The 22,776-nt window shown below is 70.5% G+C and carries 32 protein-coding genes and 1 pseudogene; 10 read left to right on the plus strand and 23 right to left on the minus strand.

The annotated features are described in order from the left end of the window. Nucleotides 1–13: 13 nt before the first annotated feature. The 22 genes from ACFTZL_RS16315 to ACFTZL_RS16420 all read right to left on the minus strand — a co-directional run bounded on the left by ACFTZL_RS16315 (nt 14) and on the right by ACFTZL_RS16420 (nt 11,466). Nucleotides 14–490, minus strand: a complete 477-nt coding sequence (locus tag ACFTZL_RS16315) for a hypothetical protein (RefSeq protein WP_382582375.1) — start codon at nt 488–490, stop codon at nt 14–16. Between the two features lie 346 nt (nt 491–836). Further along, the gene (locus ACFTZL_RS16320; protein ID WP_382582378.1) at nt 837–1,238 is read right to left on the minus strand and encodes a hypothetical protein; all 402 of its coding nucleotides are present in this window, start codon (nt 1,236–1,238) and stop codon (nt 837–839) included. Beyond that, on the minus strand, nt 1,235–2,083 hold the full coding sequence (locus ACFTZL_RS16325; protein WP_382582381.1) for a hypothetical protein: 849 nt from the start codon (nt 2,081–2,083) through the stop codon (nt 1,235–1,237). The genes ACFTZL_RS16320 and ACFTZL_RS16325 overlap by 4 nt, the downstream gene beginning before the upstream one ends. Nucleotides 2,084–2,162: 79 nt before the next feature. Further along, on the minus strand, nt 2,163–2,600 hold the full coding sequence (locus ACFTZL_RS16330; protein ID WP_382582382.1) for a hypothetical protein: 438 nt from the start codon (nt 2,598–2,600) through the stop codon (nt 2,163–2,165). Between the two features lie 120 nt (nt 2,601–2,720). Then, nucleotides 2,721–3,095: a VVA0879 family protein gene (locus tag ACFTZL_RS16335; RefSeq protein WP_382582385.1), complete on the minus strand. Its 375-nt coding sequence runs from the start codon at nt 3,093–3,095 to the stop codon at nt 2,721–2,723. Then, entirely contained in the window at nt 3,092–3,334 is a 243-nt protein-coding gene (locus tag ACFTZL_RS16340) for a hypothetical protein (protein WP_382582388.1), read from the minus strand. Before ACFTZL_RS16340 ends, ACFTZL_RS16335 begins: the two co-directional genes overlap by 4 nt. After that, a complete protein-coding gene (locus tag ACFTZL_RS16345) occupies nt 3,331–4,368 on the minus strand; it encodes a helix-turn-helix domain-containing protein (RefSeq protein WP_382582391.1) in 1,038 nt (345 codons plus the stop codon). Before ACFTZL_RS16345 ends, ACFTZL_RS16340 begins: the two co-directional genes overlap by 4 nt. Continuing rightward, nucleotides 4,365–4,865, minus strand: a complete 501-nt coding sequence (locus tag ACFTZL_RS16350; protein WP_382582394.1) for a hypothetical protein — start codon at nt 4,863–4,865, stop codon at nt 4,365–4,367. The genes ACFTZL_RS16345 and ACFTZL_RS16350 overlap by 4 nt, the downstream gene beginning before the upstream one ends. After that, nucleotides 4,862–5,107, minus strand: coding sequence for a hypothetical protein (locus ACFTZL_RS16355; RefSeq protein WP_382582396.1), 246 nt, complete (start codon nt 5,105–5,107; stop codon nt 4,862–4,864). Before ACFTZL_RS16355 ends, ACFTZL_RS16350 begins: the two co-directional genes overlap by 4 nt. Continuing rightward, nucleotides 5,104–5,826: a 3'-5' exonuclease gene (locus ACFTZL_RS16360; RefSeq protein ID WP_382582399.1), complete on the minus strand. Its 723-nt coding sequence runs from the start codon at nt 5,824–5,826 to the stop codon at nt 5,104–5,106. Before ACFTZL_RS16360 ends, ACFTZL_RS16355 begins: the two co-directional genes overlap by 4 nt. Beyond that, a complete protein-coding gene (locus tag ACFTZL_RS16365) occupies nt 5,823–6,623 on the minus strand; it encodes a hypothetical protein (RefSeq protein WP_382582402.1) in 801 nt (266 codons plus the stop codon). Before ACFTZL_RS16365 ends, ACFTZL_RS16360 begins: the two co-directional genes overlap by 4 nt. Continuing rightward, complete coding sequence (locus ACFTZL_RS16370; protein WP_382582405.1) at nt 6,620–7,672, minus strand: YqaJ viral recombinase family protein; 1,053 nt, start codon at nt 7,670–7,672, stop codon at nt 6,620–6,622. Before ACFTZL_RS16370 ends, ACFTZL_RS16365 begins: the two co-directional genes overlap by 4 nt. Beyond that, on the minus strand, nt 7,672–7,926 hold the full coding sequence (locus ACFTZL_RS16375; RefSeq protein WP_382582408.1) for a hypothetical protein: 255 nt from the start codon (nt 7,924–7,926) through the stop codon (nt 7,672–7,674). The genes ACFTZL_RS16370 and ACFTZL_RS16375 overlap by 1 nt, the downstream gene beginning before the upstream one ends. Next, the gene (locus ACFTZL_RS16380; protein ID WP_382582410.1) at nt 7,923–8,360 is read right to left on the minus strand and encodes a hypothetical protein; all 438 of its coding nucleotides are present in this window, start codon (nt 8,358–8,360) and stop codon (nt 7,923–7,925) included. Before ACFTZL_RS16380 ends, ACFTZL_RS16375 begins: the two co-directional genes overlap by 4 nt. Beyond that, the gene (locus tag ACFTZL_RS16385) at nt 8,357–8,737 is read right to left on the minus strand and encodes a hypothetical protein (protein ID WP_382582413.1); all 381 of its coding nucleotides are present in this window, start codon (nt 8,735–8,737) and stop codon (nt 8,357–8,359) included. Before ACFTZL_RS16385 ends, ACFTZL_RS16380 begins: the two co-directional genes overlap by 4 nt. After that, nucleotides 8,734–9,066, minus strand: coding sequence for a hypothetical protein (locus tag ACFTZL_RS16390; protein WP_382582416.1), 333 nt, complete (start codon nt 9,064–9,066; stop codon nt 8,734–8,736). Before ACFTZL_RS16390 ends, ACFTZL_RS16385 begins: the two co-directional genes overlap by 4 nt. Continuing rightward, nucleotides 9,063–9,368, minus strand: a complete 306-nt coding sequence (locus tag ACFTZL_RS16395) for a hypothetical protein (RefSeq protein WP_382582419.1) — start codon at nt 9,366–9,368, stop codon at nt 9,063–9,065. The genes ACFTZL_RS16390 and ACFTZL_RS16395 overlap by 4 nt, the downstream gene beginning before the upstream one ends. Continuing rightward, a complete protein-coding gene (locus ACFTZL_RS16400) occupies nt 9,368–9,913 on the minus strand; it encodes a hypothetical protein (protein WP_382582422.1) in 546 nt (181 codons plus the stop codon). Before ACFTZL_RS16400 ends, ACFTZL_RS16395 begins: the two co-directional genes overlap by 1 nt. Continuing rightward, nucleotides 9,913–10,461: a hypothetical protein gene (locus tag ACFTZL_RS16405; protein ID WP_382582425.1), complete on the minus strand. Its 549-nt coding sequence runs from the start codon at nt 10,459–10,461 to the stop codon at nt 9,913–9,915. Before ACFTZL_RS16405 ends, ACFTZL_RS16400 begins: the two co-directional genes overlap by 1 nt. Then, nucleotides 10,458–10,892: a hypothetical protein gene (locus tag ACFTZL_RS16410; protein ID WP_382582428.1), complete on the minus strand. Its 435-nt coding sequence runs from the start codon at nt 10,890–10,892 to the stop codon at nt 10,458–10,460. The genes ACFTZL_RS16405 and ACFTZL_RS16410 overlap by 4 nt, the downstream gene beginning before the upstream one ends. An 89-nt stretch (nt 10,893–10,981) precedes the next feature. Next, nucleotides 10,982–11,170 carry a hypothetical protein gene (locus ACFTZL_RS16415; protein ID WP_382582431.1) on the minus strand — a complete coding sequence of 63 codons (189 nt, stop codon included), beginning with the start codon at nt 11,168–11,170 and terminating at the stop codon, nt 10,982–10,984. Continuing rightward, nucleotides 11,170–11,466: a helix-turn-helix domain-containing protein gene (locus ACFTZL_RS16420; protein ID WP_382582434.1), complete on the minus strand. Its 297-nt coding sequence runs from the start codon at nt 11,464–11,466 to the stop codon at nt 11,170–11,172. Before ACFTZL_RS16420 ends, ACFTZL_RS16415 begins: the two co-directional genes overlap by 1 nt. Before the next feature lie 265 nt (nt 11,467–11,731). Between ACFTZL_RS16420 and ACFTZL_RS16425 the strand changes: the two genes are divergently transcribed. From ACFTZL_RS16425 to ACFTZL_RS16445, 5 genes and pseudogenes are all read left to right on the plus strand, one after another. Beyond that, a complete protein-coding gene (locus ACFTZL_RS16425) occupies nt 11,732–12,154 on the plus strand; it encodes an XRE family transcriptional regulator (protein WP_382582437.1) in 423 nt (140 codons plus the stop codon). A 451-nt stretch (nt 12,155–12,605) separates the two neighbouring features. Further along, nucleotides 12,606–14,006: pseudogene (locus tag ACFTZL_RS16430) on the plus strand (YifB family Mg chelatase-like AAA ATPase); the annotation flags it as partial. Continuing rightward, a complete protein-coding gene (gene dprA / locus ACFTZL_RS16435) occupies nt 14,003–15,163 on the plus strand; it encodes a DNA-processing protein DprA (protein ID WP_382582440.1) in 1,161 nt (386 codons plus the stop codon). The pseudogene ACFTZL_RS16430 and the gene dprA, both read left to right, overlap by 4 nt. 271 nt (nt 15,164–15,434) lie before the next feature. Then, nucleotides 15,435–16,277 (plus strand): RNA polymerase sigma factor WhiG, encoded by an 843-nt coding sequence (whiG, locus tag ACFTZL_RS16440; RefSeq protein ID WP_184598498.1) that lies wholly within the window; start codon nt 15,435–15,437, stop codon nt 16,275–16,277. A 93-nt stretch (nt 16,278–16,370) separates the two neighbouring features. Then, the gene (locus ACFTZL_RS16445) at nt 16,371–16,928 is read left to right on the plus strand and encodes a TetR/AcrR family transcriptional regulator (RefSeq protein WP_382582461.1); all 558 of its coding nucleotides are present in this window, start codon (nt 16,371–16,373) and stop codon (nt 16,926–16,928) included. Nucleotides 16,929–17,066: 138 nt separating this feature from the next. Here ACFTZL_RS16445 and ACFTZL_RS16450 read toward each other — a convergent pair whose 3' ends face one another. Beyond that, entirely contained in the window at nt 17,067–17,633 is a 567-nt protein-coding gene (locus tag ACFTZL_RS16450) for a murein hydrolase activator EnvC family protein (RefSeq protein WP_382582443.1), read from the minus strand. 273 nt (nt 17,634–17,906) lie between these two features. Between ACFTZL_RS16450 and rpsB the strand changes: the two genes are divergently transcribed. From rpsB to ACFTZL_RS16475, 5 genes are all read left to right on the plus strand, one after another. Beyond that, entirely contained in the window at nt 17,907–18,887 is a 981-nt protein-coding gene (gene rpsB / locus ACFTZL_RS16455; RefSeq protein ID WP_382582446.1) for a 30S ribosomal protein S2, read from the plus strand. A gap of 176 nt (nt 18,888–19,063) precedes the next feature. Further along, entirely contained in the window at nt 19,064–19,900 is an 837-nt protein-coding gene (gene tsf, locus ACFTZL_RS16460; protein ID WP_382582449.1) for a translation elongation factor Ts, read from the plus strand. A gap of 184 nt (nt 19,901–20,084) precedes the next feature. After that, nucleotides 20,085–20,843 carry a UMP kinase gene (gene pyrH, locus ACFTZL_RS16465; RefSeq protein ID WP_382582452.1) on the plus strand — a complete coding sequence of 253 codons (759 nt, stop codon included), beginning with the start codon at nt 20,085–20,087 and terminating at the stop codon, nt 20,841–20,843. Nucleotides 20,844–21,011: 168 nt separating this feature from the next. Then, a complete protein-coding gene (gene frr, locus ACFTZL_RS16470; protein ID WP_382582455.1) occupies nt 21,012–21,569 on the plus strand; it encodes a ribosome recycling factor in 558 nt (185 codons plus the stop codon). Continuing rightward, entirely contained in the window at nt 21,569–22,714 is a 1,146-nt protein-coding gene (locus ACFTZL_RS16475; protein WP_382582458.1) for a phosphatidate cytidylyltransferase, read from the plus strand. The genes frr and ACFTZL_RS16475 overlap by 1 nt, the downstream gene beginning before the upstream one ends. The last annotated feature ends 62 nt before the right edge of the window (nt 22,715–22,776 follow it).

Consider the following 22,776-nt stretch of genomic DNA (forward strand, 5'->3'; position numbering starts at 1 on the left):
GCCGTCCTGCTGCTCACGCGCAGATCACGCACCGGTGGTCCGCGATCTCGTTGTCGTGGCACCGGTCGATGCAGCGGCGGCAGTACGGCGTCACGCCGTGCTGGGCGTGGCCGTCGAAGCGGGTGTCGGCCGGGTCGAACGGCGTCTTGCACTTCCCGCACGCGTCGGCCGGCTCCTCGACCGGCTCCCACGACAGGACCGTCATGGGCCGCTGCTCGAACTCGACGGCCTCCACCGTCTCCCCGTACCAGCCGTATCCCTCGGGCACGGCGCCGGTCTCGTAGTCACCGGCGTCGATCGCGGCCTCGTAGGTGACGGCGTACGCCTTGCCGTCGTCGGCGCGGAAGATGCAGCGGCGCCGCTGGGTGTACTTGAGCGTGGTCACGTGCTCGTCGGCGAGCAGGGTGTCGCTGTACTCGACGTCCTCGGGGCTGTTCGGCGGGACGCTGAGGGCGGCGAGCTGCTGGCGGGTGAAGTGGCGGGTGGGCATGTGTCCTCCGTGGGTGGGTTGTGGGGTAGTGGTCGCGTGGGGCTGGCCATAACCGGATGCGCGGGTTCAGGCGGCGTCTGTGTGGGTCTGGTCTGGCTGGATGAGGCGGAGGTGTGGTCGGGGTTGGTCGTGCCATCCGTTGAGGGCTTGGAGGAGGTCTGTGAGGTGTTGGGCTTGCTCTTCGGGGGTCCAGCTCGGGATGGGGCGTGGCGGGGTCTCTGGGGGCCGTGGGGGGAGTGCGTGCCCGAAGGTGCCGGTGGGGATCTGTTCGGCCATGAGGCGCTGGTACGGCGTGGTCATGTGCGCTCCCCGGAGGTTGGTCGTGGGGCAGTTGGCTGGCTGCTGGTCAGGCGGTGTCGTCGTCGGGGTCGATCACGCCGACGGTGCGGCGCAGCTCGTCGTGCTGCTCGTCGGTGCGAATGCAGAGGACTCGGCCGTCCTTCAGTTCGTCCCAGCCGTCGCCGACCACGTGGTCCGCAGCCTCACGGGCGGAGGGGAAGTGCATGGTGAACTCGGCCTCGTCGTACGGGTAGCCGCAGGCGGCGCAGGCGACGGTCACGCAGCTCTTCCGCTCGAACCCGGCGGGCAGCGGTGGCTGTGTGCTTGCGGCCCGCTTGAGCACGTCGGCTTCGTGGGCGTTGACGAGGTTCACGGCGTCGTCGTGGGAGAGGCCGTGCGATTCGCTGACGGGGTTCCACTCGGGGTGGCAGAGGTCGGACAGGATCGCGGTGCGCGGGTCGGTGGTCATGCGCTGTGCCTTCCGTGGTTGGTGGTGGCGAGGAGTGGTTCGCATCGGGCGTGGACGGTGCGGTCGGGGCGTCGGGGGTCGGGCATGACGCGGTGGCGGCAGACGGGGCAGCGGTGCCAGGTCTCGAAGTCGTCGGGGTTCGGCGGCGCCTGGTCGTCCGGGGGTGGTTCGTGGGAATCGGATTGATCATCGGGAGCGCCCACTAGCTGAGGTTTGAAAGAGACCTCGGCCCCGTCATGGGTAGATCCCTGGCTATCCCCTGGGTTGTTGGGGTCGCGGTGACCCCAACCATTGGGGTCGCGGTGACCCTTACTCGGTGGGGTCGCGGTGACCCCTTCTTCCGAGTCCGTACCTTCGGTAACAAGGGGTCGCGGTGACCCCTTCTGGTTGGGGTCGCGGTGACCCCTCCTCTCGTCCTCGTCGTCCTGCCACTCCGGGGCCCGCTTCCCCGGCTTCCGGGCAGTCGCCTTCAGGTAGTCCTCGGCGGCCTGCCAGTCCGGGAACGGGTGCGGCACGATCACGTACCGGGCCGGGATGCCTCGCTTCCGCTCCCCGCGGACCGTGACCACCCCGGCCCGGATCGCGGCCTCCAGGTAGCGCCGGCAGTCCTTCACGGAGCAGCAGGACGCGGCGGCGATGTCGCTGATCCGGATCGGCTTGCGGTCGGATGCGAAGGCGACGTCGCCGGATGCGCTGGCGTAGTTCCGCAGCTGGCACAAGAGCAGGGGCAGGCCGGACCGCCGCAGGTACGCGGACATCTGGCGTGTCCACTTCCACGACAGGGCGTTGCCGAAGGCGTTCGGCACGCTGCCGCTGGTGCGGCCGTCCTGCTCGTCAGTGCTCAACTCGGGTCTTCTCTCGTGATGTTGCGGAACCGATCCGGCTAGATCCGCCCGGGACGACGACGCCCAGGGCGGAGCTCGGTCAGCGGACGTACTCGGCGCGGCGGCGCTCTTCCTTCTCGCGCTCGGCCTGCCGGAACTCGGCCTCGGTGGGGTAGCCCGCGAACGAGGCGTCGAGGAGATGCCCGGCCTTGCGGGGGCCGTTTCCGATCTCGTCGAGGGTTCCGTCCATGCGGCGGGCCCTCCACATGGCGCGCTTGGCCTCCAGCAGGGAGGCCTCCTCCTCGTCGTCCCGGGCGGCCTCGCAGCCAGTGACGCGGAGCTTCACGGTTGGGAGCTTGTCCTCGCCCTTGGCGTGGCCGGTGTACTGGACGGAGGACAGCTCGACGATGGCCACGATGGTCTCGCCGGGGTTCTCGAACAGCTGCCGGCGCTGCTCGTCGGACAGGGCGACCTCGACGAGTCCGGCGGTGGCGTCGAGCTTGACCTCTACCTGTGCGTCTTTGTGGAGCTTGGGCATGTGCTGGGCCTTTCTGGATCGGTGGTGCTGGGCTTGGGGTCCGGGCCCGCCGTGGGGGTCGGCGGGCCCGGTGGCGGCCGGGGCGAGGGGGCGCCCGGGGTACGGCCGCCGGGAGGGTGGTCAGGCGGCCGAGGCCAGAGGGAAGGCGTGCATGGAGCGACCGTCGGGGAGCGCGATCGTCCACGGGCCGCCGAAGAGGCCGTAGGCGGCCCAGTCGCAGCCACGGCCGGTGTACTTGCCGTGGCCCTTCTCCAGCGCGCCGAGGGTGCGCCCGATGCACTCCTGACCGACGACGTCCGAGGCGATGACGTCCGCGCCGGTGCGGTGCTTGCGCGGGTTGGCGGCGAGGGCCTCGCGGAAGTCCTCTCCGTTCGCGACGTCGCCGCAGGAGGGGCAGCGGAACGCCCACTTGAGCGGGTCGTCTCCGAAGCGCTCGGTGGCCTCGGCGACGAGTTCGGCCTGTGTGAGCTTGCGGTGGTCGGTCGCGGTGGTCATGTCTGTCCGTTCTGGTGGTAGGCGTCGGCCGCCTCGGCGGCCTGGACGGTGAGGGCTTCCTCGGCGCAGGTCTTGTGCGCCGGTTTCATGCGGGAGTCACGAAGGCGCGTCGGGGATCCGCAGTACCGGCACGGGAGCGTGCGGTCGGACCAGTGCGAGGAGTCGCGCCAGTCGAGAAGTTGGCCCGGCCGGTACTCAGGCTCGGCCGGCGGGGCGCGGCGCCGCTTGCGGCCGGTCACGCGGACTGCCTGAAGATCGCGTCGAACGCCTTGTCCGCCCGCCCGTTGGCCTCCCGCATCGGCCGGTCCGCGAGGTGGCCACCAGCGAGGCAGCCGTCCACCTCACAGCCGGGCAGAACACGACCGACCGGCGGCCGGCCGTGGTGCAGCTCGAAGGAGACCCGGGCGGCCGTGAGCCGCTGCTTGCGGAAGCACACGTACGCGATGCCGCGATCGGTGTCGGTGTAGCCGGTCCAGCGCAGGTGGCCGTCGCCTACCGGTGTGGTGTTCTGGCGGAACGCGTCCTCGAGGGAGCTGTACCGGTCAGGCCGTCCCGGCCGGGGCGCGGGCAGGTCGAGGGCTTCGCGGGTGCGCTGGACTCGGACCGGGGCGACGCCGAGCTGCTTGGCGATGTGCATCTGCGGGACGTTCTGGCGGAGCATCGTTTCGATGTCGCGCTGGACGGCCTCCCAGGCGCTGGCGCGGGCCTCGCGCTGCGCTTCGGGCTCCGTCTTCCAGAGGCGTTTGCAAGCCGCGCAGTACGGCCGCCCGTCCTGCTCCAGACGGCCGTGTTCGGTCTGGTCGTGGCCGCGTTGGCAGGTTTCCGGCCGGCTGTCGAGCCCGTTGGCGCGGCGGATTTCTTGCCGTTTGGCCAGACGGCCGGCCTCGTCTTCGACGTGGTCAGGGGCGATGCAGCGCTTGCGTCCGCAGTCGGCGATCGCGTAGCCCTGCGGCGGCCGTCCGTGCCGCAGTTCGAAGGCGATGGCGGAGGGACTGCAGTAGCTGTCCTTGTACCGCATGACCGGCGATCCGGCAGCGCCGACGCGCTCCCCGGTCCACTCCATGTGGCCGCCGTCGACAGCCCGGGCGAACAGCCTCCACTTGTCCTCGATGGTGCGGGTCTGTTCGGCGGGCACGAAGGTGGGCAGGTCGAGTTCCGTGCGGATACGGCGGACGCGGCCCTTGTCGCATCGGAGTTCGCGGGCGATCTGGCTGTTGCTGTGGCCGTCTCGGAGCATGGCGACGATGGCCGCGCGGGTGGCGTTCTGGCTCACCAGGTCACCGCCCCGTAGCCGAGCGGGTCCTCACCGGGGGCGAGACCACGGACGACGAGGACGATCTGCCCGCCCTTGACCTTGGACCCGAGTCGCATGTCCGGCCCGGCGACGCGGGTGTGGTCGTCGTCGTCGAGGAGACCGGCGTCCACAATCCCGTCGACCGCTGCCTTGAAGGACGGGTACCAGTTCGCGGGATCCCGGCGGCCGTTGGTGTTGGGGTGGAGGATGCCGAGGACGTGCGCACGCTGGAACAGCGGGCCGGGCTTGGCTGCTGCGAGGGCCTCCATCAGGGCCGGGCACTCGCTGACGACTTCCTGCGCCTTGCCGCGGATCGCCTTGACGATGCGGGCGCGTCGGGCTCGGTGCTGGCTCTCGTTGGAGTTGATCAGCTCCAGCCCGACGGGCAGAGGGATGACGAACGGTGCGGGCCGGGGCCCGGCCGCCGGGGTGGCGGCCGGAGCCTCGGGGGTGAACGGGGTCGGTGTCGTGGTCACTGGCCACCCCCGGCGAGGGAGGTACGGCAGTCGAGGCACATCACGCCGCCCGTCGCGAACTGGATGTGCAGCGTGGTCCGGCGCTCGGCCACGCACCGGGCCTCGAACTGGGACAAGGCCTCGATCGGCCTCAGCAGCGGTGCCGTGCCGCGACGGGCGCCGGTGCCGGGCCGGACCGCGCGGGAGACGAGCACGACGGCCACGGCGAGGATCAGTGCGGCGAGGATCAGCCACGGATTCACGAGGACTCACCCCCGCGCTGCACGGGGATCAGCGGCCACGAACCGTCGATCACCGCGTCCGCCTCGCCCTTGCGCCGCAGGTGCGCCTGGAACGACGCCGCTTGCGCGGCCGCCCAGTCCTCCTGCTGGTCGTGCAGCTCCTCGAGGAACGCGTTCCCGATCTCGCCGTACTGCGAGGCGATCCGCCACGCGACCCGGCACGCGGCGATCGCGTCGGCATCGGCCGAGTGCGCCCCGTCGAGCTTCACCCGGTAGTGGGCGCACAGGTCGGTCAGGGTGCGCTTACCCCTGCGGTACGGGTCGACCCTCTTGTCGAGGACTCGGGGGTCGACCACCCGCAGGTCGCCGCCGACGGTGTCGGTGAGCGTCTCCAGCCCGTACCTGCGAGCCTCGCGGTCCAACACGGTCAGGTCGAAGGGCGCGTTCATGATGACCAGCGGCGTCCCCGAGAGAACGACCTGCGTCAGTCCGGCCACCAACTCGGCGATGCCTTCGGCGGCGTCCTGGCCGTCGGACTTCGCCTTCTCCGTGGTGATCCCGTGCACGGCCGTGGCGGCCTCGGGAATGTCGACGCCCGGGTTGATCAGCCAGTTCGCGGTGATGGGCTGGGTGTTGTCGCCGACCTCGACGATGCAGGAGGTGACGATGCGGTCGTTCTCGACGTCGACGCCCGTGGTCTCGGTGTCGAAGCCAGCCAGTCGGCCGAGGTGCCAGCTCACGCGCCACCGCCCGTGCGCTCCTTGTAGTGCCGCATGCCGAGGTCGTCGAGGGTCTCCTCGTCGCCGTTCTCGTTCGAGACCTTCACGTGGAGCATGCGAGCGGACTTCAGCTCGTAACTGATCTGCTCCAACCGGCCGGGCGTCGTCTTCGGGTCCACGATCTCGTTGCGGTAGTCGTTCGCCGAGCGCTGCGGCGCCTCGCCCCGCTCCACGTGCTCGGTCTCGGGCTCCGGGTCGCCGGTCGGGATCATCCCCGTGTTGAACAGCAGCGCCCGCAGCGCCAAGGACTGCGCCTTTGCCGTGCCCTTGTCACCCGAGTCGAGAGACTCGCCGGCCGACTTCAGCAGCGGCAGACTGTCGCCGCGCGGCCCCATGATCTGCCAGGTGGTGAGGATCGTGGCCTCGCGCATCTTGCTATTGCGGGAGGACGTGGTGTCGCGGTAGGAGGTCGTCATGTCGACGGCCATCACGGTGACGCCGTGGCGCAGGGTCGCGGGCCCGAAGGCATTCAGCGCGGCCTCGATCCCGCGGAAGTGGTACTTCACGAACTTCCGGCCGGTGTCCCGGTTGGTCTCCTCATGCTTGTCGTCCTTGGCGACGGAGCGGACGTCGTGGCGAACCCGGAGCCAGGCGATGTGGACCGGCACCATGTCGGGCGTGGGGTAGTCCGGGTTGCCCGCGAAGTCGAAGTCGGGCAGAGGTTCTCCCGCGGGCGGAGCGATGTACTGCGCGGCAGCCGGGGCGGAGGGCTGCTCTCCGGTGGCGGCCATCTCGGCGCGCTCGGACAGTGACGTCATGCGGCGAACTCCTTGCGCACGTACTGGGGGATGGCGATGCGGTCGTGGGTCTTGTCCTCCACGCACGCGCGGTAGGCCTCGGGAAACTCCTCGCGCAGCCGGGCCAGATCGGGCGTCTCCTTCGAGGACTGCTCGATCGAGAAGAAGGGGCGGTCCTGGAAGAGCGCCGCCTGGGCGTTGCCGAGGGAGGCGAGGAGCTTGGCCTTGGCCAGCGCCTTCTCCTTCTTCGCCTCGCGCTCCTTGGTGACTGCCTCGACGTACTCCGTCATGGCGTCGAGCGCGTCACCGTCGCGGTCCATCACGGTGACGCCGGAGCGGTCCGGGTGGAGCCGGCCGTACAGCTCGATCAGCGCGTCCGGCGCCTCCTGCCCCGTCAGCGCGGGCTCGCGCCGGGGGAGGATGTGCTCGTGCCACAGGCGGCTCGCCTCGGCGTTGATGTACGCGACGAGCTTGATGTGGTCCTCGCGTCGCACGGTGTACTGCCGGTAGTCATTGCCGCCGATCAGGCACACCACGTGGATGTGGTCGAGGCCGGTGACGAGGATCTGCCAGAGCACCTGGGCGAGGACGTCGTCTGGCGGGCCCTGCTTCCAGAGCTTCGCGACGAACGCGTTGCGGGTCTTGACCTCCAGCGCGCAGAGGGAGCGCACGGACCGGTCGAGCGGGCACTCGGTGCACAGCCGGTCGAGGGTGCACATCTGCCAGGGGTCGGTCTCGCTGGCGATGATCCCGATCGGCTCGACGACCGTACGGTTCCGGCGGGCCCAGTCACGGGCCAGCGGGTCCTCGAAGAGGATGCCGAAGTGGGCTGGCTCGCTGAAGTCGTCATCGTGCGGGAGGTGGCCGAGCTTGTCGTGGAACACCTGCTGCGGCGTGCCGAACCCGGTGAGGTTCAGGACCTTGGCGACGTCGCTGGAGCCGAGCCCCTGGCGTCGGGCGTCGAGCCAGACGTCGCGCGGTGCGGTGTGGTCGAGGATGAGCCGGCCGGTGGGTGTGACCCTGCGGCCGGCGGCCGGGGCCGAAGCCCCGACCGGCGTGCTCGTCGGCATCAGGCGGTACCGCCCTTCGGCTGCGGCTTCACGCCTGCGGCCTGGTACCACTTGTGGAACTCGGCCGAGCCCATGCCGGGCTCGGAGCCGTCCACGGCGGCCTGCATGGCGGTGGCGGCCGTGAGGGCGAGCGTCGCGTGCACCTGCGCCTCGTGGACGCGGGCCGTGGCGCTCTCGTAGTGACAGGCGGCTTCGTCGGTGGCCGCCTGGCCGAGGAGTTCCTCTGCCTTGCGGTAGTGGTCCGGCCCGGTCATGAGCGGCTGTCCTTCCTGAGCTTGAGGGTGTAGAAGCGGCCGTCTTCCGGCCCGTGCTGGTTGAGGTGGCCCCGGCGGTGCAGCTCGGCGAGGTGCCGGCGGGCGGTGTTGCGCTGCGTCGGGCCGCCGGTGAACCTGCGGAGTTCCTGCACGCGGCTGGGCGTCCACGCCCCGCGGTGGGTGCGGATGGTGTCGAGGAGCTGCGCGAGGCGGGCTTCGCGGATGGAGGTTTCCTCGGGAGTGGCGTCGGCCCCGTCGGGGCTGCTCTTCTCCCGGGCTTCGGCGTGCGCGGCGGCCTCGTCGGTGGCGTGCTCCCAGAGCAGGCGCCGCACCTCGTCGAAGGTGTTGTTCTCGCGGACGACGGTCCGGAGGGTGCGGACGAGCCCGCGGAACATCTCCAGCTCGCCCGGGTACTTCTCGGCGGTGGTGCTCACGCGGCAGCACCACCCTCGCGCTGAACCGGGATCACGACCGCCGGAGCCGGAACAACCGCGCGCAGCCGATCCGCCAACCCGGCTACCGCCGGGCCGTACAGCGGCAGTTCGTAGCCCAGCGCGAGCGTGAGCTTCTCGACGATCAGCTGCTCCGGCTCCCACCCGTCGTGCTCGCGGGCCTGCCCACGGTCCTCGGCCATCTCCAAGAGGAGGTCGAGGAGGTCGGGGTTGTCGGTGAGCGTCTCCAGGACAGCGGTCAGGTAGTGCTCGACGTCGAGCACCGCGCCGGCGGGGATGCTGCGGACGTACAGGCGGTACGGGCCGGTGATCGTGGGGCGGCGGAAAAGTCGGTGGAGGACCAGGCGGATGCGGTTCATCGGGCGGCCTCCGTCCGCACCGCGTCGAGCAGCCCCAGCGCCCGGTGCACCACGTTCGCGTCCGCCGCGTCCTTGCCCGCCAGCGCGAAGAGGAACATGGCCTCCTGCGCGGGCTGGAGCGCCTCGACGAGGAACTCCATCGGGCCGAACCCGGCTTCGATCTTCTCGGCGCTCTCGGACCACGGGTTCATGGCCGGGTTCGGGGTAGCCATCTCGTCGCGGCGCTTGACGTGCGTCAGCTCGGTGCCGCCGCTGGTGGCGCGCCAGATGTCGCCGTGCTGGTCGAAGTAGAGGGCGCCGTCCTGGAAGACGGCCGTGTTGGTGGTCATCGGGTTGCCTCCGGGGCGGGAGCGGTGAGGAGCATGAGGAGCGCGGCCGTGCTGATCGCGGCGTGACGCGGGGCGTTGCGGACGCGGTCGGCGGCCTCGTGCGCGGCGTGGCGGGTGTTCACCACGGCGATCAGGGCGGGGTCGAGGCGGCCGGACTCGATCGCGCGGCGTACGGCCGGGCGCGGGTCGAAGTCGCTGGGGTCGGCGTCGACGAGGAGGAAGTACGGGACGCTGAGGACGGCGTAGCCTGCGATGCCGAAGCTGATCGCGGCGGCCCAGTCGGGGAGGGTGGCGGCGTGCATCACACACCACCCGCCTCGGCGGCCGGGACCGCACCGCCGTGAACTCGGCTGACGTGGCCGTGGAGTTCCTCCTCGGCCGACCCGTCGTCCACGTGCCAGACGGTGGTGCGGAAGCCACACCCGCAGACACGAGAGATCTCGATGCCCGGTCCGTGGATCGAGCGCTGGACCGCACCCCCGCCGCCGAACGGGTTCATCTCGGAGGTGTAGCCGTGGCAGTCGGGCGCCTCGCACATGTACGGGTCGAAGACCGGGGCGAACAGGCGCCACTCGTCGTCCAGCGGGCACCGGCACACGGCCTTCCGGGCAGCTCGGCGGGCGAGCATGCGGGCCTTGATCTGCGCCTGCGTCGGCTGCTCCCAACCGTGCATGCCCCGGCCGCGCATGTAGCTACGCCCGTGGTGGCCCTGCTGGGTGCCGCACCAGCGGCAGCCGAACGGGATCGGCGGGCGCCCCTCCGGCCAGCGCACGTACCCGTGAGCGATGCCGGTGGTGGTGATATTGGGCAGGCGCACCACGGCGGGCTGCCACTGGGAGATGGCCATCAACGGTCACCCGCCCCGGGCCGGTAGCCGCACTCGTTGGGGTCGTGGTCCGTGATGCAGCCGGTGCACCAGCCGTCGCGCCCACCCGCCTCGGGCTTGTCCTCGCGGAGGGCCTGCGTCGGCGCGAACCGCCGCGTGATCCCGTCCGCCTCGGCGTCCGGGCCGGGCGCGGTGTTGTGCGCGTGCTGGGCCTCAGCGATCAGCCGCCACCGGCCGCACGTTGCCTCGACCTCAGCCAGCGCCACCTCATTGCTCGCGTGCGTGATCGCCGACGCGGCCAACTCGTCGAGGAAGTCCGCCAGATCCTCGTCGTCCATCAGCCGGGCCCACGGCAGGGCAGCCGGGTACGGCACCGGGCCCACCGGCACCGGCAGCACATCCGCCGACCCGACAATCCCGTGCTCCGCCAACTCCGCCAGCGTCGCCATCACGAACACCGGGCACGAACACACGCCCTCCGGCGCATACAGCGCCAGCCCGCCCGAGGTCACCGAGCGCCGCGTCCAGCACACGCCGTCCTTGGTGTTCACCACCAGCGGGGCGCTCATGCGGCCACCTCGTTCGCGTCCGCAGCCGCCTCCAGCACCGCCACGACCGACTCAACCGTCCGGCCCGCGACGTCGCCCCACTCGGCGACGTGGCACTCCAGCGTGAACGGCTCGCCGTTGACCGGCGGTTCGCCGTCCACCCGCAGCCGGTGCGCCAGCACCTTCACCGCGGCCTCCGACAACTCCGTCGTACGGTGCGGGCTCCCCGACACCACGCACCGCAGCGCGGCGACGATCGACAGCGGACGCGACGCGTGCGGAGTCCTCGACACCCGGTCGAAGGGATCCGGGCAGTAGTCGCCCTGGTGGTGGCCGTTCGCCACGATCAGCCGGGCCGCGCTGCGGAACGCGGCCGTCAGGGTCGTCGGTCGCGCCTGCGGCGACCGGTGCAGCGGGAGAACCCTGCTGCTGGTCTGGAATGATGTGGTCAAGGTGACCTTCTTTCGAGTTGATGCGGTCGCCGAGTCGTGGGGTCGCCGAGCCGGACAAGCGGGCGGCCCTTCGGCGTGTCAGAGGTGGATCAGGCGGCGTCGGCCGCCGGCCTCACCGGTCGCATGGCGCGGGCCGAGGCGAAGACCGCTCGAACCTGCTCGCGCTGCTCCGGGCGAAGAGGGGGAGCGGCATCCACCTGCCGGCGAACCGTCTCGACGACGGCCGGGCCGAGCAGACGCTCCGCTTCCGCGAGGGAGAACCGTGGTGCCGCCGCCATTACGCGGGCACCGCCGCCATGTGGGCGGGCTCGCAGGGCGGGGCTGGAACCGTGCGGCCGGTGTGCTCCCACAGGACCATGAGGTCGACTCCCAGCCGTTTGGCAATTGCCTCTGCTTCAAGCTGAGTTGCCGTCTGGCGCCTGCCGTTGCGCAGGTGGTCGATCTTGCTGGGGTGGCAGCCGGCTGCTTCGGCGAGGTCGCGGACGCTGACTCCCCGCCCGTCGCCGGTGCGCTTCATGAGCAAGACCAGGAGGTCAGGGGTTACCAGCTGCATCGGGTTGTGCTGGGGACGCATGTTTCACCTCCGTAGACGCAGTGTGCGTTTGCGTGAACAAGAACGACAGTACACGGCGGTAGACGGACTGTCTACGCAAACACACAGGCCTATCAAATCGCGTCATCACCCCCTGAGGGGATGGCGTTCATGGGGTGTCTACGTAGACACTTTGTGCTGGGGGGCGAATGGTTGTGCCCGCTGACCTGGCATTTGCTCAGTAATCGAACGACGTAGCGTAGGCATCTGGCGTCACGCAGGGGAGCGAAGGGGCACAATGCACGCCATGACCGAGCAGCGGACCGACTTCACCGACCTACTCCGGCGGCGCCGGCAAGAGCTAGGCCTCAGCCTGCGCAAGATGGAGGCGCTGTGCCTCGACCCGGTAAGCGGGGAGCAGGCGAAGTTCGGTTGGCTGTCCAAGGTCGAGCGCGGGCAGTCGGTGGACACGCCGAAGGAAGACCTCATTAAGGCCCTGTCGATCGGCTACCGGCTTCCGGAGGGCGTGCTGAAGGCGGCGGCGGCGAGGCAGTTCCTCGGCTATGACCCTGCCGGTGACTCCTCGGTGGTGTGGAGCGACGACATGACGACCCGCATCATCGTGGCTCGCGCCGAGGAGATGTCCGAGGAGGACCGTCGGGAGCTCGCGGAAATTGCGGAGATCTTTGCCCGTAGGCGTACCCAGCGTGACGGAAAACCGGACGATTAGTACGACTTCCCGTTACCCTTTGGTTCACTCTGGTCACAGCCTGCTCTGTATGGCACAGTCAATGATCCGCCTGGGGGGCGCAAACGGATCACTCCGTACACGCATTCGAACACTAGAACGAATGTGCGGTGTGCGGCTGTACCTGGGGAGGCAGTGCGATGGCGGACGGGGAGATCACCAACCCGCGCGACAAAGAGTCGACTGACCAGCAAGTGCCCCACAGAGGGAATTCTGAACCTCAGGAGTTCCGACTCGAGATGCGCGACGCCCTCCCTGGCGACAGAGCGATCATCGGGGTCGAGCAGGAGGGTGTCCTTGTATGGGTCGCCTCCAGAAGACACGTCCCACCGCACGTTGCCTCCGACATCAAGGAGCAGATGTGCCGCTTCGTGCGTGACTGGAATCAGAACTGGCCGGGTGCATAGAAGACCGTCCGCGCCGTTTCTAGTACCGCATTAACTCGGGCTTCGACCTGGCCGTCGCCGCGGCGGTCCTCGGCGCGGCGGAGCGCATCGACCCCCGGGTCCTCTCCGACATCGTGATGATCGGGGAACTGGGGCTGGACGGGCGGGTGCGGCCGGTCCGCGGGGTGCTGCCGGCGGTGCTCGCGGCGGCGGACGCGGGGTATGAGCAGGTGGTGGTGCCGGAGTGCGCCGCCGCCGAGGCGTCCCTGGTGCCCGGGGTGTCGGTGCTTGGCGTCAGGAGCCTGCGGCAGCTGATCGCCATCCTGGCCGACGAACCCGTGCCCGATGAGGAGCCGGACGAACAGGGTCGCCCGGACCCGCTCCTCGCCGGCCTGCGCATGCCCGGTACAGGAGCGGCCACGGGCATGCACAGCGTCGGAGCCGCCCAGCACGACCACGGTCACGACCTCGCGGACGTCGTCGGGCAGACCTCGGCACGCACGGCGGTGGAGGTGGCCGCGGCGGGCGGGCACCACCTCTTCCTCGAAGGGCCTCCCGGCGCGGGCAAGACGATGCTCGCTGAGCGGCTCCCGACCATCCTGCCCCCGCTCGGCCGGCAGGAGTCGCTGGAGGTCACCGCGGTCCACTCGGTGGCGGGCCTGCTGCCCCCGGGCAAGCCGTTGATCGACATCGCCCCCTACTGCGCCCCGCACCACTCGGCCACGATGCAGGCACTCGTCGGCGGCGGCCCGGGCATCGCGCGGCCCGGCGCGGTGTCGCTGTCCCACCGGGGTGTCCTCTTCCTGGACGAGACGCCCGAGTTCAACAGCCGGGCCCTGGACGCCCTGCGCCAGCCGCTGGAGGCGGGGCATGTCGTGATCGCGCGCAGTGCGGGAGTCGTGCGCTTCCCTGCGAAGTTCCTCATGGTGCTCGCGGCCAACCCCTGCCCGTGCGGCCGGTTCTCGCAGCGGGACGACCTGTGCGAATGCCCGCCCTCGGCGATCCGCCGCTACCAGGCCAGGCTCTCCGGCCCACTGCTCGACCGGGTCGACCTGCGCGTCGAGGTGGACCGCGTCACCCGCACCGAGCTCACCGCCTGCGGCGCGCGGGGCGAGTCCACGGCGACGGTCGCCGACCGGGTGCGGGCGGCCCGGGAACGGGCCTCGGAGCGCCTCGCCGGCACTCCCTGGCGCAGCAACAGCGAGGTACCCGGCCGCGAGCTGCGCAGCCGCTGGTACGCGGTGCCCGGCGCGATGGACGAGGCCGAGCGGAACCTGGAGCGGGGTGTCCTGACCGCCCGCGGACTGGACCGCGTCCTGCGGGTGGCCTGGACCGTCGCCGATCTCGTCGGCCACGACCGGCCCGACGCGACGGACGTCGCCCTCGCGCTCCAGCTCCGTACCGGTGTGCCGCGGGGCGTCCCGATGGCGATCGGAGCACTGACGTGAGCGTCGCCGGCGAACCGGACGACGACCTGCTCGCCCGGGTGTTTCTCACCCGGGTCCTCGAGCCCGGTGACGAGGCCGGTGGGCGGTGGGTGCGGGAGTTCGGCGCCGGGGAAGTGGTGCGGCGGCTGAGGGAGGGCGGGCAGCCCCTGCCCGGGGTCAGCGGCAAGCGGTGGACGGGCCTGCTGGCCAGGGCCGGGACGGCACGGCCCCGCGAGGACCTCGCCGTCGCCCGGGAGGCCGGGGTGCGGTTCGTGTGCCCCGGGCACCCGGAGTGGCCCGGGCAGCTCGACGATCTCGGGGATACCCGGCCCCTCGGGCTGTGGGTGCGGGGGCGGGCCGGCCTGCGGATGTGGGCGCTGAAGTCCGTGGCCGTCGTCGGCGCCCGGGCCTGCACCGAGTACGGGGCGCACATGGCGGCCACCCTCGCCGCCGGCCTCGCCGAGCAGGGCTGGGTCGTGGTGTCCGGCGGAGCCTACGGAGTCGACGGCGCCGCCCACCGCGGCGCCCTCGGCGCAGGCGGCGCCACCGTCGCCGTCCTCGCCTGCGGCGTCGACCGCCCCTACCCGCGCGGACACACCCAGCTGATCAGCAGAATCGCCGAACAGGGGCTGGTCGTCGGCGAGTTGCCGCCCGGCGATCACCCGACACCGAGCCGGTTCATCCTGCGGAACCGGGTGATTGCGGCGCTCACCCGCGGCACCGTGGTCGTCGAGGCCGCCCACCGCAGCGGCTCCCTGGTCACGGCGCGGGCGGCGCAGCGCCTCGGCCGTCACACGATGGGAGTACCGGGCCCGGCCACCAGCGGACTGTCGGCCGGAGTGCACGAACTGCTGCGCGGCGAGGCGGCCCTGGTCACGGATGCCGCGGACGTCGTCGAACTGGTCGGCGACATCGGGCAACTGGCTCCCGACCGGCGCGGCCCCGTCCTGCCCCGGGATCTGCTGGAACCCGCCGCCCGGCAGGTGCTCGCCGCCCTGCCGGGTGGCCGGGCCGCCGGGCCGGACGAGATCGCGCGCCGCGCACAGACCGCACAGGAGGACGCGATCGCGAGACTGTACGAACTCCGGGCACTCGGTTACGTCGAACGACACGGCGATGGCTGGAAGTTGACACGCCAGGCGGTGATGTCGGTCCGTGGTGGTCCAGGACCGTGCTGACCGCGCGTGTTCGGCCGTCCGGGGGAACCTCGACATCCCTTGGAAATGCGCCCAGTTGGGGTCCTCCGGTGATCACACTGAGCGACCGCGGCGATCCGCCGGGACGTCTCCGGAACGTATCCGCGTCCGCCTTGGCCTCCCTCCTTCGCACACCGCGACGCCGCAGTCACGCTACGCTCACGAGGATCCCGACACGGACAGGCAACTCGACATCAGACAGACAGCTCACCCCGGCAGTACCACTCCGCAGCAGAACGGCACAAGGCGACGAATGCCCCAGCACACCTCCGGGTCCGACCGGGCGGCGATCCCCCCAGCCGCCCGTGACGGTGGCAGCGTACGGCCGCCCGCTCCCTCGACGCTCGACGAGCTGTGGCGGTCGTACAAGGCGACGGGGGACGAGCGGCTGCGGGAGCAGCTGATCCTGCACTACTCGCCGCTCGTGAAGTACGTCGCGGGACGGGTCAGCGTGGGCCTGCCGTCCAACGTGGAGCAGGCGGACTTCGTCTCGTCCGGGGTGTTCGGGCTGATCGACGCGATCGAGAAGTTCGACATCGACCGGGAGATCAAGTTCGAGACGTACGCGATCACCCGGATCCGGGGCGCGATGATCGACGAGCTGCGGGCGCTCGACTGGATCCCCCGCTCGGTGCGGCAGAAGGCGCGCAACGTGGAGCGGGCGTACGCCACGCTGGAGGCGCGGCTGCGGCGGACGCCGACGGAGGGCGAGGTGGCCGGCGAGCTGGGCATCGCGGTGGAGGAACTCCACGCGGTATTCAGTCAGTTGTCGCTGGCCAACGTGGTGGCCCTGGAGGAGCTGCTGCATGGCGGGGGCGAGGGCGGCGACGGGCTGAGCGTGATGGACACGCTGGAGGACACCGCCGCCGACAACCCCGTGGAGGTCGCCGAGGACCGGGAGCTGCGGAGGTTCCTGGCCCGGGCGATCAACACGCTGCCCGAGCGGGAGAAGACCGTGGTCACGCTGTACTACTACGAGGGACTCACCCTGGCCGAGATCGGGAACGTGCTGGGCGTGACCGAGAGCCGGGTCAGCCAGATCCACACCAAGTCCGTGCTGCAGCTCAGAGCGAAGCTGGCGAGCTTCGGCCGCTGACCTGGGCGGACGCCGATGGATCGGCGTGAGCCACTCCCGTCGGGCGCGTCGCGTCCGTAGAGTGTTGACGTGCCAAGGATTCGAGCGGCCTCCGTGGCCGAGCACCGGTCGATGCAGCGAGCCGCCCTGCTGGACGCGGCTCGTTCCTTGTTGTCCGAGGGCGGTACGGAGGCGCTGACCTTCCCGGCCCTCGCCGAGCGGACGGGCCTCGCGCGCTCGTCGGTCTACGAGTACTTCCGGTCACGGGCGGCCGTGGTCGAGGAGCTGTGCGAGGTCGACTTCCCTGTCTGGGCGGCGGACGTGTCGGCGGCGATGGAGCGGGCGGAGACGGCCGAGGCCAGAGTCGAGGCGTATGTGCGCCAGCAGCTGGAGCTGGTCGGGGACCGGCGGCACCGGGCCGTGGTCGCGATCTCCGCGAGTGAACTCGATGCCGGAGCCCGGGAGAAGATCCGGGCGGCGCACGGTGGGCTGGTCGCGATGATCGTCGAGGCGCTGGCCGAGATGGGGCATGAGCAGCCTCGGCTGGCGGCGATGCTGTTGCAGGGGGTCGTGGACGCGGCCGTGCGGCGGATCGAGCTGGGGGCCGCGGAAGAGCCCGGGGCGATCACGGATGCGGCTGTCTCCATGGCGCTGCGGGGTGTGCGGGGCTGAGGTGCGTGAGGGCTGAGGCCGGGCGGGTGGGCAACCCGGCGTAGCGGGGTGCCTCCCCCACTCTCGGCTTCGCTCGAGTGGGGGGACCCCCACCGCCCACCCGTGCCGCCCCCAGCGGCACGCGTGCCCGCAGCTGAGTCAGTAGACCGGCAGCAGCCTCGAAGGGCCCCTGTGCAGCAGCCACGGGGGCAGGAGCGACAGCGGGTTCAGATAGGTCTCGCCTCTGCGCAGGCCCCAGTGCACGCACGTGGCCGTGCAGTGGGAGCCCGCCGAGTCCACCGTGCCGATCACCTCGCCGGATGCCACCTCCTCGCCCTCCTCCACCGTCGCCGTCACCGGTTCGTATGTCGTGCGCAAGGGTGAATCGCCGGTCCCCGAGAGTTCCACCGAGACGACCCCCTTGCCGGCCACCCGGCCCGCGAAGGACACCCGGCCTCCGGCCACCGCCCGTACCGGCGTTCCCGGCGCTGCCGCCAGGTCCACGCCCCGGTGGCCCGGGCCGTACGCCGTCGCCGGGGGTTCCCAGCCGCGCAGGACCTGCGGGCGTAACCCGACGGGCCACGCGCGCCCCACCGCCGGAACCGTGGCGTCCGGGGCGGGCGGCGCCGCGAACAGCCGCGGCGGCGGGGACAGCAGGACGGCCGACGTCAGAACCAGCAGCAGGATCAGCCGCGTACACACACGCACACATCGCTTCGCTCGCATGCGCAGAGCGTCCCGTACCCCCGCCGGTCACCGTGCGTGGCTGTGGACCGTTGTTCGGTTGTGGACAACGGCGTCACCCGGTACCCCGCGGGTCCCGTACACTTCTGGTGGCGACCCGGGTCACCGGGTCGACTTCGCACGCCCCGATACGCACCCCGGCAACGGGCTGTATCAGCGCCCCTCGGTCCCTCGTGGAACGGCGCGCAGTGGGCGTCAGGCGCGGAAGCCGTCCGGCATCCGCGGCACAACCGAGAAAATCAAGGAGATGCGGCCATGGCCGTCGTCACGATGCGGGAGCTGCTGGAGAGCGGCGTCCACTTCGGTCACCAGACCCGTCGTTGGAACCCGAAGATGAAGCGCTTCATCTTCACGGAGCGCAACGGCATCTACATCATCGACCTGCTCCAGTCGCTGTCGTACATCGACCGCGCCTTCGAGTTCGTCAAGGAGACCGTCGCCCACGGCGGCACGGTCATGTTCGTCGGCACGAAGAAGCAGGCGCAGGAGGCCATCGCCGAGCAGGCCACCCGCGTCGGCATGCCCTTCGTCAACCAGCGCTGGCTGGGCGGCATGCTCACCAACTTCTCGACCGTCTACAAGCGTCTGCAGCGCCTCAAGGAGCTCGAGCAGATCGACTTCGAGGACGTCGCCGCGTCCGGTCTGACCAAGAAGGAGCTTCTCGTGCTCTCGCGCGAGAAGGCCAAGCTGGAGAAGACCCTCGGTGGTATCCGCGAGATGCAGAAGGTGCCCAGCGCCGTCTGGATCGTGGACACCAAGAAGGAGCACATCGCCGTTGGTGAGGCCCGGAAGCTGAACATCCCGGTCGTCGCGATCCTCGACACCAACTGCGACCCCGACGAGGTCGACTACAAGATCCCGGGCAACGACGACGCGATCCGCTCCGTCACCCTGCTCACCCGCGTCATCGCCGACGCCGTCGCCGAGGGCCTCATCTCCCGTTCCGGCGTCGCCACCGGCGACAAGGGCGACAAGGCCGCGGGCGAGCCGCTGGCCGCGTGGGAGCGCGACCTGCTCGAGGGCGAGAAGAAGGCCGACGAGGCTGCCCCCGCCGCTGAGGCCGCTCCGGCTGCCGAGGCTGAGGCTGCTCCGGCCGCCGAGGCCGCTCCGGCCGCTGAGGCTGAGGCTGCTCCGGCCGCCGAGGCCGCTCCGGCCGCTGAGGCCGAGGTCGCCCCCGCCGCCGAGGCCGAGAAGCCGGCCGAGGACGAGAAGGCCGCCGAGGCCGAGCAGGCCTGACCCGTCAGTCCGAGGTGACGGCGGGAGCGGCACTCCATCCATAGCGCCTTCGGCGCGGTGAAGTCCGCTCCCGCCGTTCACCCGTAGGTCAGCGGAAAGTCAGCGCCCTCCGGCTCCATGGAGGGCGCATCCGCAGATCTTCGATCTTCCAGACTTCGAGAAAGATTCACAGACTCATGGCGAACTACACCGCCGCCGACGTCAAGAAGCTCCGTGAGCTCACGGGCGCCGGCATGATGGACTGCAAGAAGGCGCTGGACGAGGCCGAGGGCAGCGTCGAGAAGGCCGTCGAGGCGCTCCGCATCAAGGGCCAGAAGGGCGTCGCCAAGCGCGAGGGCCGTTCCGCCGAGAACGGTGCCGTGGTCTCGATCATCGCCGACGACAACTCCTCCGGTGTCATCGTCGAGCTGAAGTGCGAGACGGACTTCGTCGCCAAGGGTGACAAGTTCCAGGCCGTGGCCAACACCATCGCCGAGCACATCACCAAGACCTCCCCGGCCGACCTCGAGGCCCTGCTCGCCTCCGAGATCGAGGCCGGCAAGACCGTCCAGGCGTTCGTGGACGAGGCCAACGCCAACCTGGGCGAGAAGATCGTCCTGGACCGCTTCGCGCAGTTCGCCGACGGCTACGTGACGGCGTACATGCACCGCACGATGCCCGACCTGCCCCCGCAGATCGGTGTCCTCGTCGAGCTGGACAAGCCGAACGCCGAGATCGCCAAGGGCGTCGCCCAGCACATCGCCGCCTTCGCGCCGAAGTACCTCTCCAAGGAGGACGTGCCGGCCGAGGTCGTCGAGTCCGAGCGCCGCGTCGCCGAGGAGACCACCCGCGCCGAGGGCAAGCCCGAGGCCGCCCTGCCGAAGATCGTCGAGGGTCGCCTCAACGGCTTCTTCAAGGACGCCACGCTGCTCGGCCAGCCCTACGCGCTGGACAACAAGAAGTCCGTTCAGAAGATCCTGGACGAGGCCGGTGTCACCCTGAAGCGCTTCTCGCGCATCAAGGTCGGCATCTGAGTCCGTACCGCGATCGACGCCCGACCCCTATAAGGTCGGCAGCAGTCGTCCGTGTACGCCGTCACATGGGTGGCGGACGACAGCAGATCTGACAAGGAGGCCATTGCCGTATGGGATGCGAAACACGCCCCACCGGCAATGGCCTTCTTGGTATGTGCAACACGTGAAAGAGGCGGAATCCCCCATGACCACCAAGCCCCAGAAGAGCGACGACGGCAAAGTGCGCGGCCGGTTTCTGCTGAAGCTGTCCGGAGAGGCCTTCTCCGGTGGCGGGGGCCTGGGCGTCGACCCCGACGTGGTGCACAAGATCGCCCGCGAGATCGCGGCCGTCGTGCGTGACGGCGCGCAGGTCGCGGTCGTCATCGGCGGCGGCAACTTCTTCCGCGGTGCCGAACTCCAGCAGCGCGGCATGGACCGGGCGCGCTCCGACTACATGGGCATGCTCGGCACCGTCATGAACTGCCTCGCCCTCCAGGACTTCCTGGAGAAGGTGGGCGTGGACTGCCGTGTGCAGACCGCCATCACCATGGGGCAGGTCGCCGAGCCGTACATCCCGCTGCGTGCCGTACGGCACCTGGAGAAGGGCCGTGTGGTGATCTTCGGCGCCGGTATGGGCATGCCGTACTTCTCCACCGACACCACCGCCGCACAGCGCGCCCTGGAGATCGACGCCGAGGCGCTGCTGATGGGCAAGAACGGCGTGGACGGGGTCTACGACTCCGACCCGAAGACCAACCCGGACGCGGTCAAGTTCGACCACCTCGGCTACGGCGAGGTCATCACGCGCGACCTGAAGGTCGCCGACGCCACGGCCGTCACGCTGTGCCGCGACAACAAGCTCCCGATCGTGGTCTTCGAGATGCTGGCGGAGGGCAACATCGGGCGCGCCGTCAAGGGTGAGAAGATCGGCACGCTCGTCGGGGACGCGGCCGGCCGGGACTGAGGACCGACCCGCACCACCCCGTCCGGGGGACGGACGGGACGGAGCCGGGCCGGGGGATGGACAATGTCCTGCCGGTCGGGAACCGTGCAGGAAGAAGACGCGACGCAGCCGGCCGCCGCCCCACATGGAACCGCAGCCGGGCCTACTCAAGACACGCAGGAGCAAGTGGTGATCGAAGAGACCCTCCTCGAGGCCGAGGAGAAGATGGAGAAGGCCGTCGTGGTCGCCAAGGAGGACTTCGCCGCGATCCGCACCGGCCGTGCGCACCCGGCGATGTTCAACAAGATCGTGGCCGACTACTACGGCGCGCCGACGCCGATCAACCAGCTGGCTTCGTTCTCCGTGCCGGAGCCGCGCATGGCGGTAGTGACCCCGTTCGACAAGACGGCCCTGCGCAACATCGAGCAGGCGATCCGCGACTCCGACCTGGGCGTCAACCCGAGCAACGACGGCAACATCATCCGGGTGGTGTTCCCCGAGCTGACCGAGGAGCGCCGCCGCGAGTACATCAAGGTCGCCAAGAGCAAGGGCGAGGACGCGAAGATCTCCATTCGCTCCGTGCGCCGCAAGGCCAAGGAGGCCATCGACAAGCTGATCAAGGACGGCGAGGTCGGCGAGGACGAGGGCCGCCGTGCGGAGAAGGAGCTCGACGACACCACCGCGAAGTACGTCACGCAGGTGGACGAGCTCCTGAAGCACAAGGAAGCGGAACTGCTCGAGGTCTGATGAACGACTCTTCCTGGGGGGCGCCGCCACAGGCCGGGTACTGGGGGCCCACCGACCAAGGGCATGGTCACGGGCACGTACAGAGCCATGGCCATGTCCAGAGCTCTGGCCATGGGCACGTCCAGGGGGCCGCCCCGGCGGGTCCCGCATACGATGCGTATGAAGCGCCTCAGACTCGCCCCATGCCCATGGTGCCCGACGTAGCCGACCACGGTGAAAACCAGGATGACGACCGGAGGGCTGCTCGGCTGAGCGGCCCCCCGGTCCGAAACGCGACGAATCCGGAACCCATGCCCGACGCCTCGCAGCCGGCACCCAAGCCGCCGAAGAAGAGCGCGGGTCGCGACCTGAGTGCCGCGATAGGGGTCGGGGTCGGGCTCGGTGCGGTGATCGTCGCGTCGCTGTTCGTCGTCAAGGCCGTGTTCGTGGGCGTCGTCGCGGTCGCCGTCGTGGTCGGCCTGTGGGAGCTGACCAAGCGGCTGGACGAACGCAAGGGCATCCGGGCGCCGCTCGTTCCGCTCGCGCTCGGCGGTGCCGCGATGGTCGTCGCCGGGTACGTCCGGGGCGCCGAGGGCGCCTGGGTCGCCATGGCGCTCACCGCACTGGCCGTGCTCGTCTGGCGCATGACGGAACCGCCCGAGGGCTACCTCAGGGACGTCACGGCGGGCGTCTTCGCGGCGTTCTACGTGCCGTTCCTGGCGACCTTCGTCGCGATGATGCTGACCGCGGACGACGGGCCGCAGCGGGTGCTCACCTTCCTGCTGCTCACGGTCGTCAGCGACACCGGTGCCTACGCCGTCGGCTGGCGCTTCGGCCGGAACAAGCTCGCCCCGCGCATCAGCCCCGGCAAGACCCGTGAGGGTCTGCTCGGCGCGGTCTCCTTCGCCATGGTCGCGGGGGCGCTGTGCATGGAGTTCCTCATCGACGACGGCGCCTGGTGGCAGGGACTGGTGCTCGGCCTCGCGGTCGCTGTCACCGCCACGCTCGGCGACCTCGGCGAGTCCATGATCAAGCGGGACCTCGGTATCAAGGACATGGGCACGCTGTTGCCCGGTCACGGCGGCATCATGGACCGGCTGGATTCGCTGCTGCCCACGGCTCCGGTGGTGTGGCTGCTGCTCGTGCTCTTCGTGGGGTCCGGCTGAGCGGACCTCGTCCAGCGAGCTCCCGGCCATGTGGGCGGGAGCTCGCGGTCGTTACGGGACAG

Origin of the sequence: Streptomyces sp. NPDC056948, from assembly GCF_042674225.1 — a bacterium.
GTDB lineage: Bacteria > Actinomycetota > Actinomycetes > Streptomycetales > Streptomycetaceae > Streptomyces > Streptomyces purpurascens.

Coding starts and splice junctions, on each gene's coding strand:
- ACFTZL_RS16315 (WP_382582375.1), bottom strand. CDS start 490: ATGCCCACCCGCCACTTCACCCGCCAGCAGCTCGCCGCCCTCAGCGTC.
- ACFTZL_RS16320 (WP_382582378.1), bottom strand. CDS start 1,238: ATGACCACCGACCCGCGCACCGCGATCCTGTCCGACCTCTGCCACCCC.
- ACFTZL_RS16330 (WP_382582382.1), bottom strand. CDS start 2,600: ATGCCCAAGCTCCACAAAGACGCACAGGTAGAGGTCAAGCTCGACGCC.
- ACFTZL_RS16335 (WP_382582385.1), bottom strand. CDS start 3,095: ATGACCACCGCGACCGACCACCGCAAGCTCACACAGGCCGAACTCGTC.
- ACFTZL_RS16365 (WP_382582402.1), bottom strand. CDS start 6,623: ATGACGTCACTGTCCGAGCGCGCCGAGATGGCCGCCACCGGAGAGCAG.
- ACFTZL_RS16370 (WP_382582405.1), bottom strand. CDS start 7,672: ATGCCGACGAGCACGCCGGTCGGGGCTTCGGCCCCGGCCGCCGGCCGC.
- ACFTZL_RS16375 (WP_382582408.1), bottom strand. CDS start 7,926: ATGACCGGGCCGGACCACTACCGCAAGGCAGAGGAACTCCTCGGCCAG.
- ACFTZL_RS16385 (WP_382582413.1), bottom strand. CDS start 8,737: ATGAACCGCATCCGCCTGGTCCTCCACCGACTTTTCCGCCGCCCCACG.
- ACFTZL_RS16390 (WP_382582416.1), bottom strand. CDS start 9,066: ATGACCACCAACACGGCCGTCTTCCAGGACGGCGCCCTCTACTTCGAC.
- ACFTZL_RS16395 (WP_382582419.1), bottom strand. CDS start 9,368: ATGCACGCCGCCACCCTCCCCGACTGGGCCGCCGCGATCAGCTTCGGC.
- ACFTZL_RS16400 (WP_382582422.1), bottom strand. CDS start 9,913: ATGGCCATCTCCCAGTGGCAGCCCGCCGTGGTGCGCCTGCCCAATATC.
- ACFTZL_RS16405 (WP_382582425.1), bottom strand. CDS start 10,461: ATGAGCGCCCCGCTGGTGGTGAACACCAAGGACGGCGTGTGCTGGACG.
- ACFTZL_RS16415 (WP_382582431.1), bottom strand. CDS start 11,170: ATGGCGGCGGCACCACGGTTCTCCCTCGCGGAAGCGGAGCGTCTGCTC.
- ACFTZL_RS16420 (WP_382582434.1), bottom strand. CDS start 11,466: ATGCGTCCCCAGCACAACCCGATGCAGCTGGTAACCCCTGACCTCCTG.
- ACFTZL_RS16425 (WP_382582437.1), top strand. CDS start 11,732: ATGACCGAGCAGCGGACCGACTTCACCGACCTACTCCGGCGGCGCCGG.
- whiG (WP_184598498.1), top strand. CDS start 15,435: ATGCCCCAGCACACCTCCGGGTCCGACCGGGCGGCGATCCCCCCAGCC.
- ACFTZL_RS16450 (WP_382582443.1), bottom strand. CDS start 17,633: ATGCGAGCGAAGCGATGTGTGCGTGTGTGTACGCGGCTGATCCTGCTG.
- rpsB (WP_382582446.1), top strand. CDS start 17,907: ATGGCCGTCGTCACGATGCGGGAGCTGCTGGAGAGCGGCGTCCACTTC.
- tsf (WP_382582449.1), top strand. CDS start 19,064: ATGGCGAACTACACCGCCGCCGACGTCAAGAAGCTCCGTGAGCTCACG.
- pyrH (WP_382582452.1), top strand. CDS start 20,085: ATGACCACCAAGCCCCAGAAGAGCGACGACGGCAAAGTGCGCGGCCGG.
- ACFTZL_RS16475 (WP_382582458.1), top strand. CDS start 21,569: ATGAACGACTCTTCCTGGGGGGCGCCGCCACAGGCCGGGTACTGGGGG.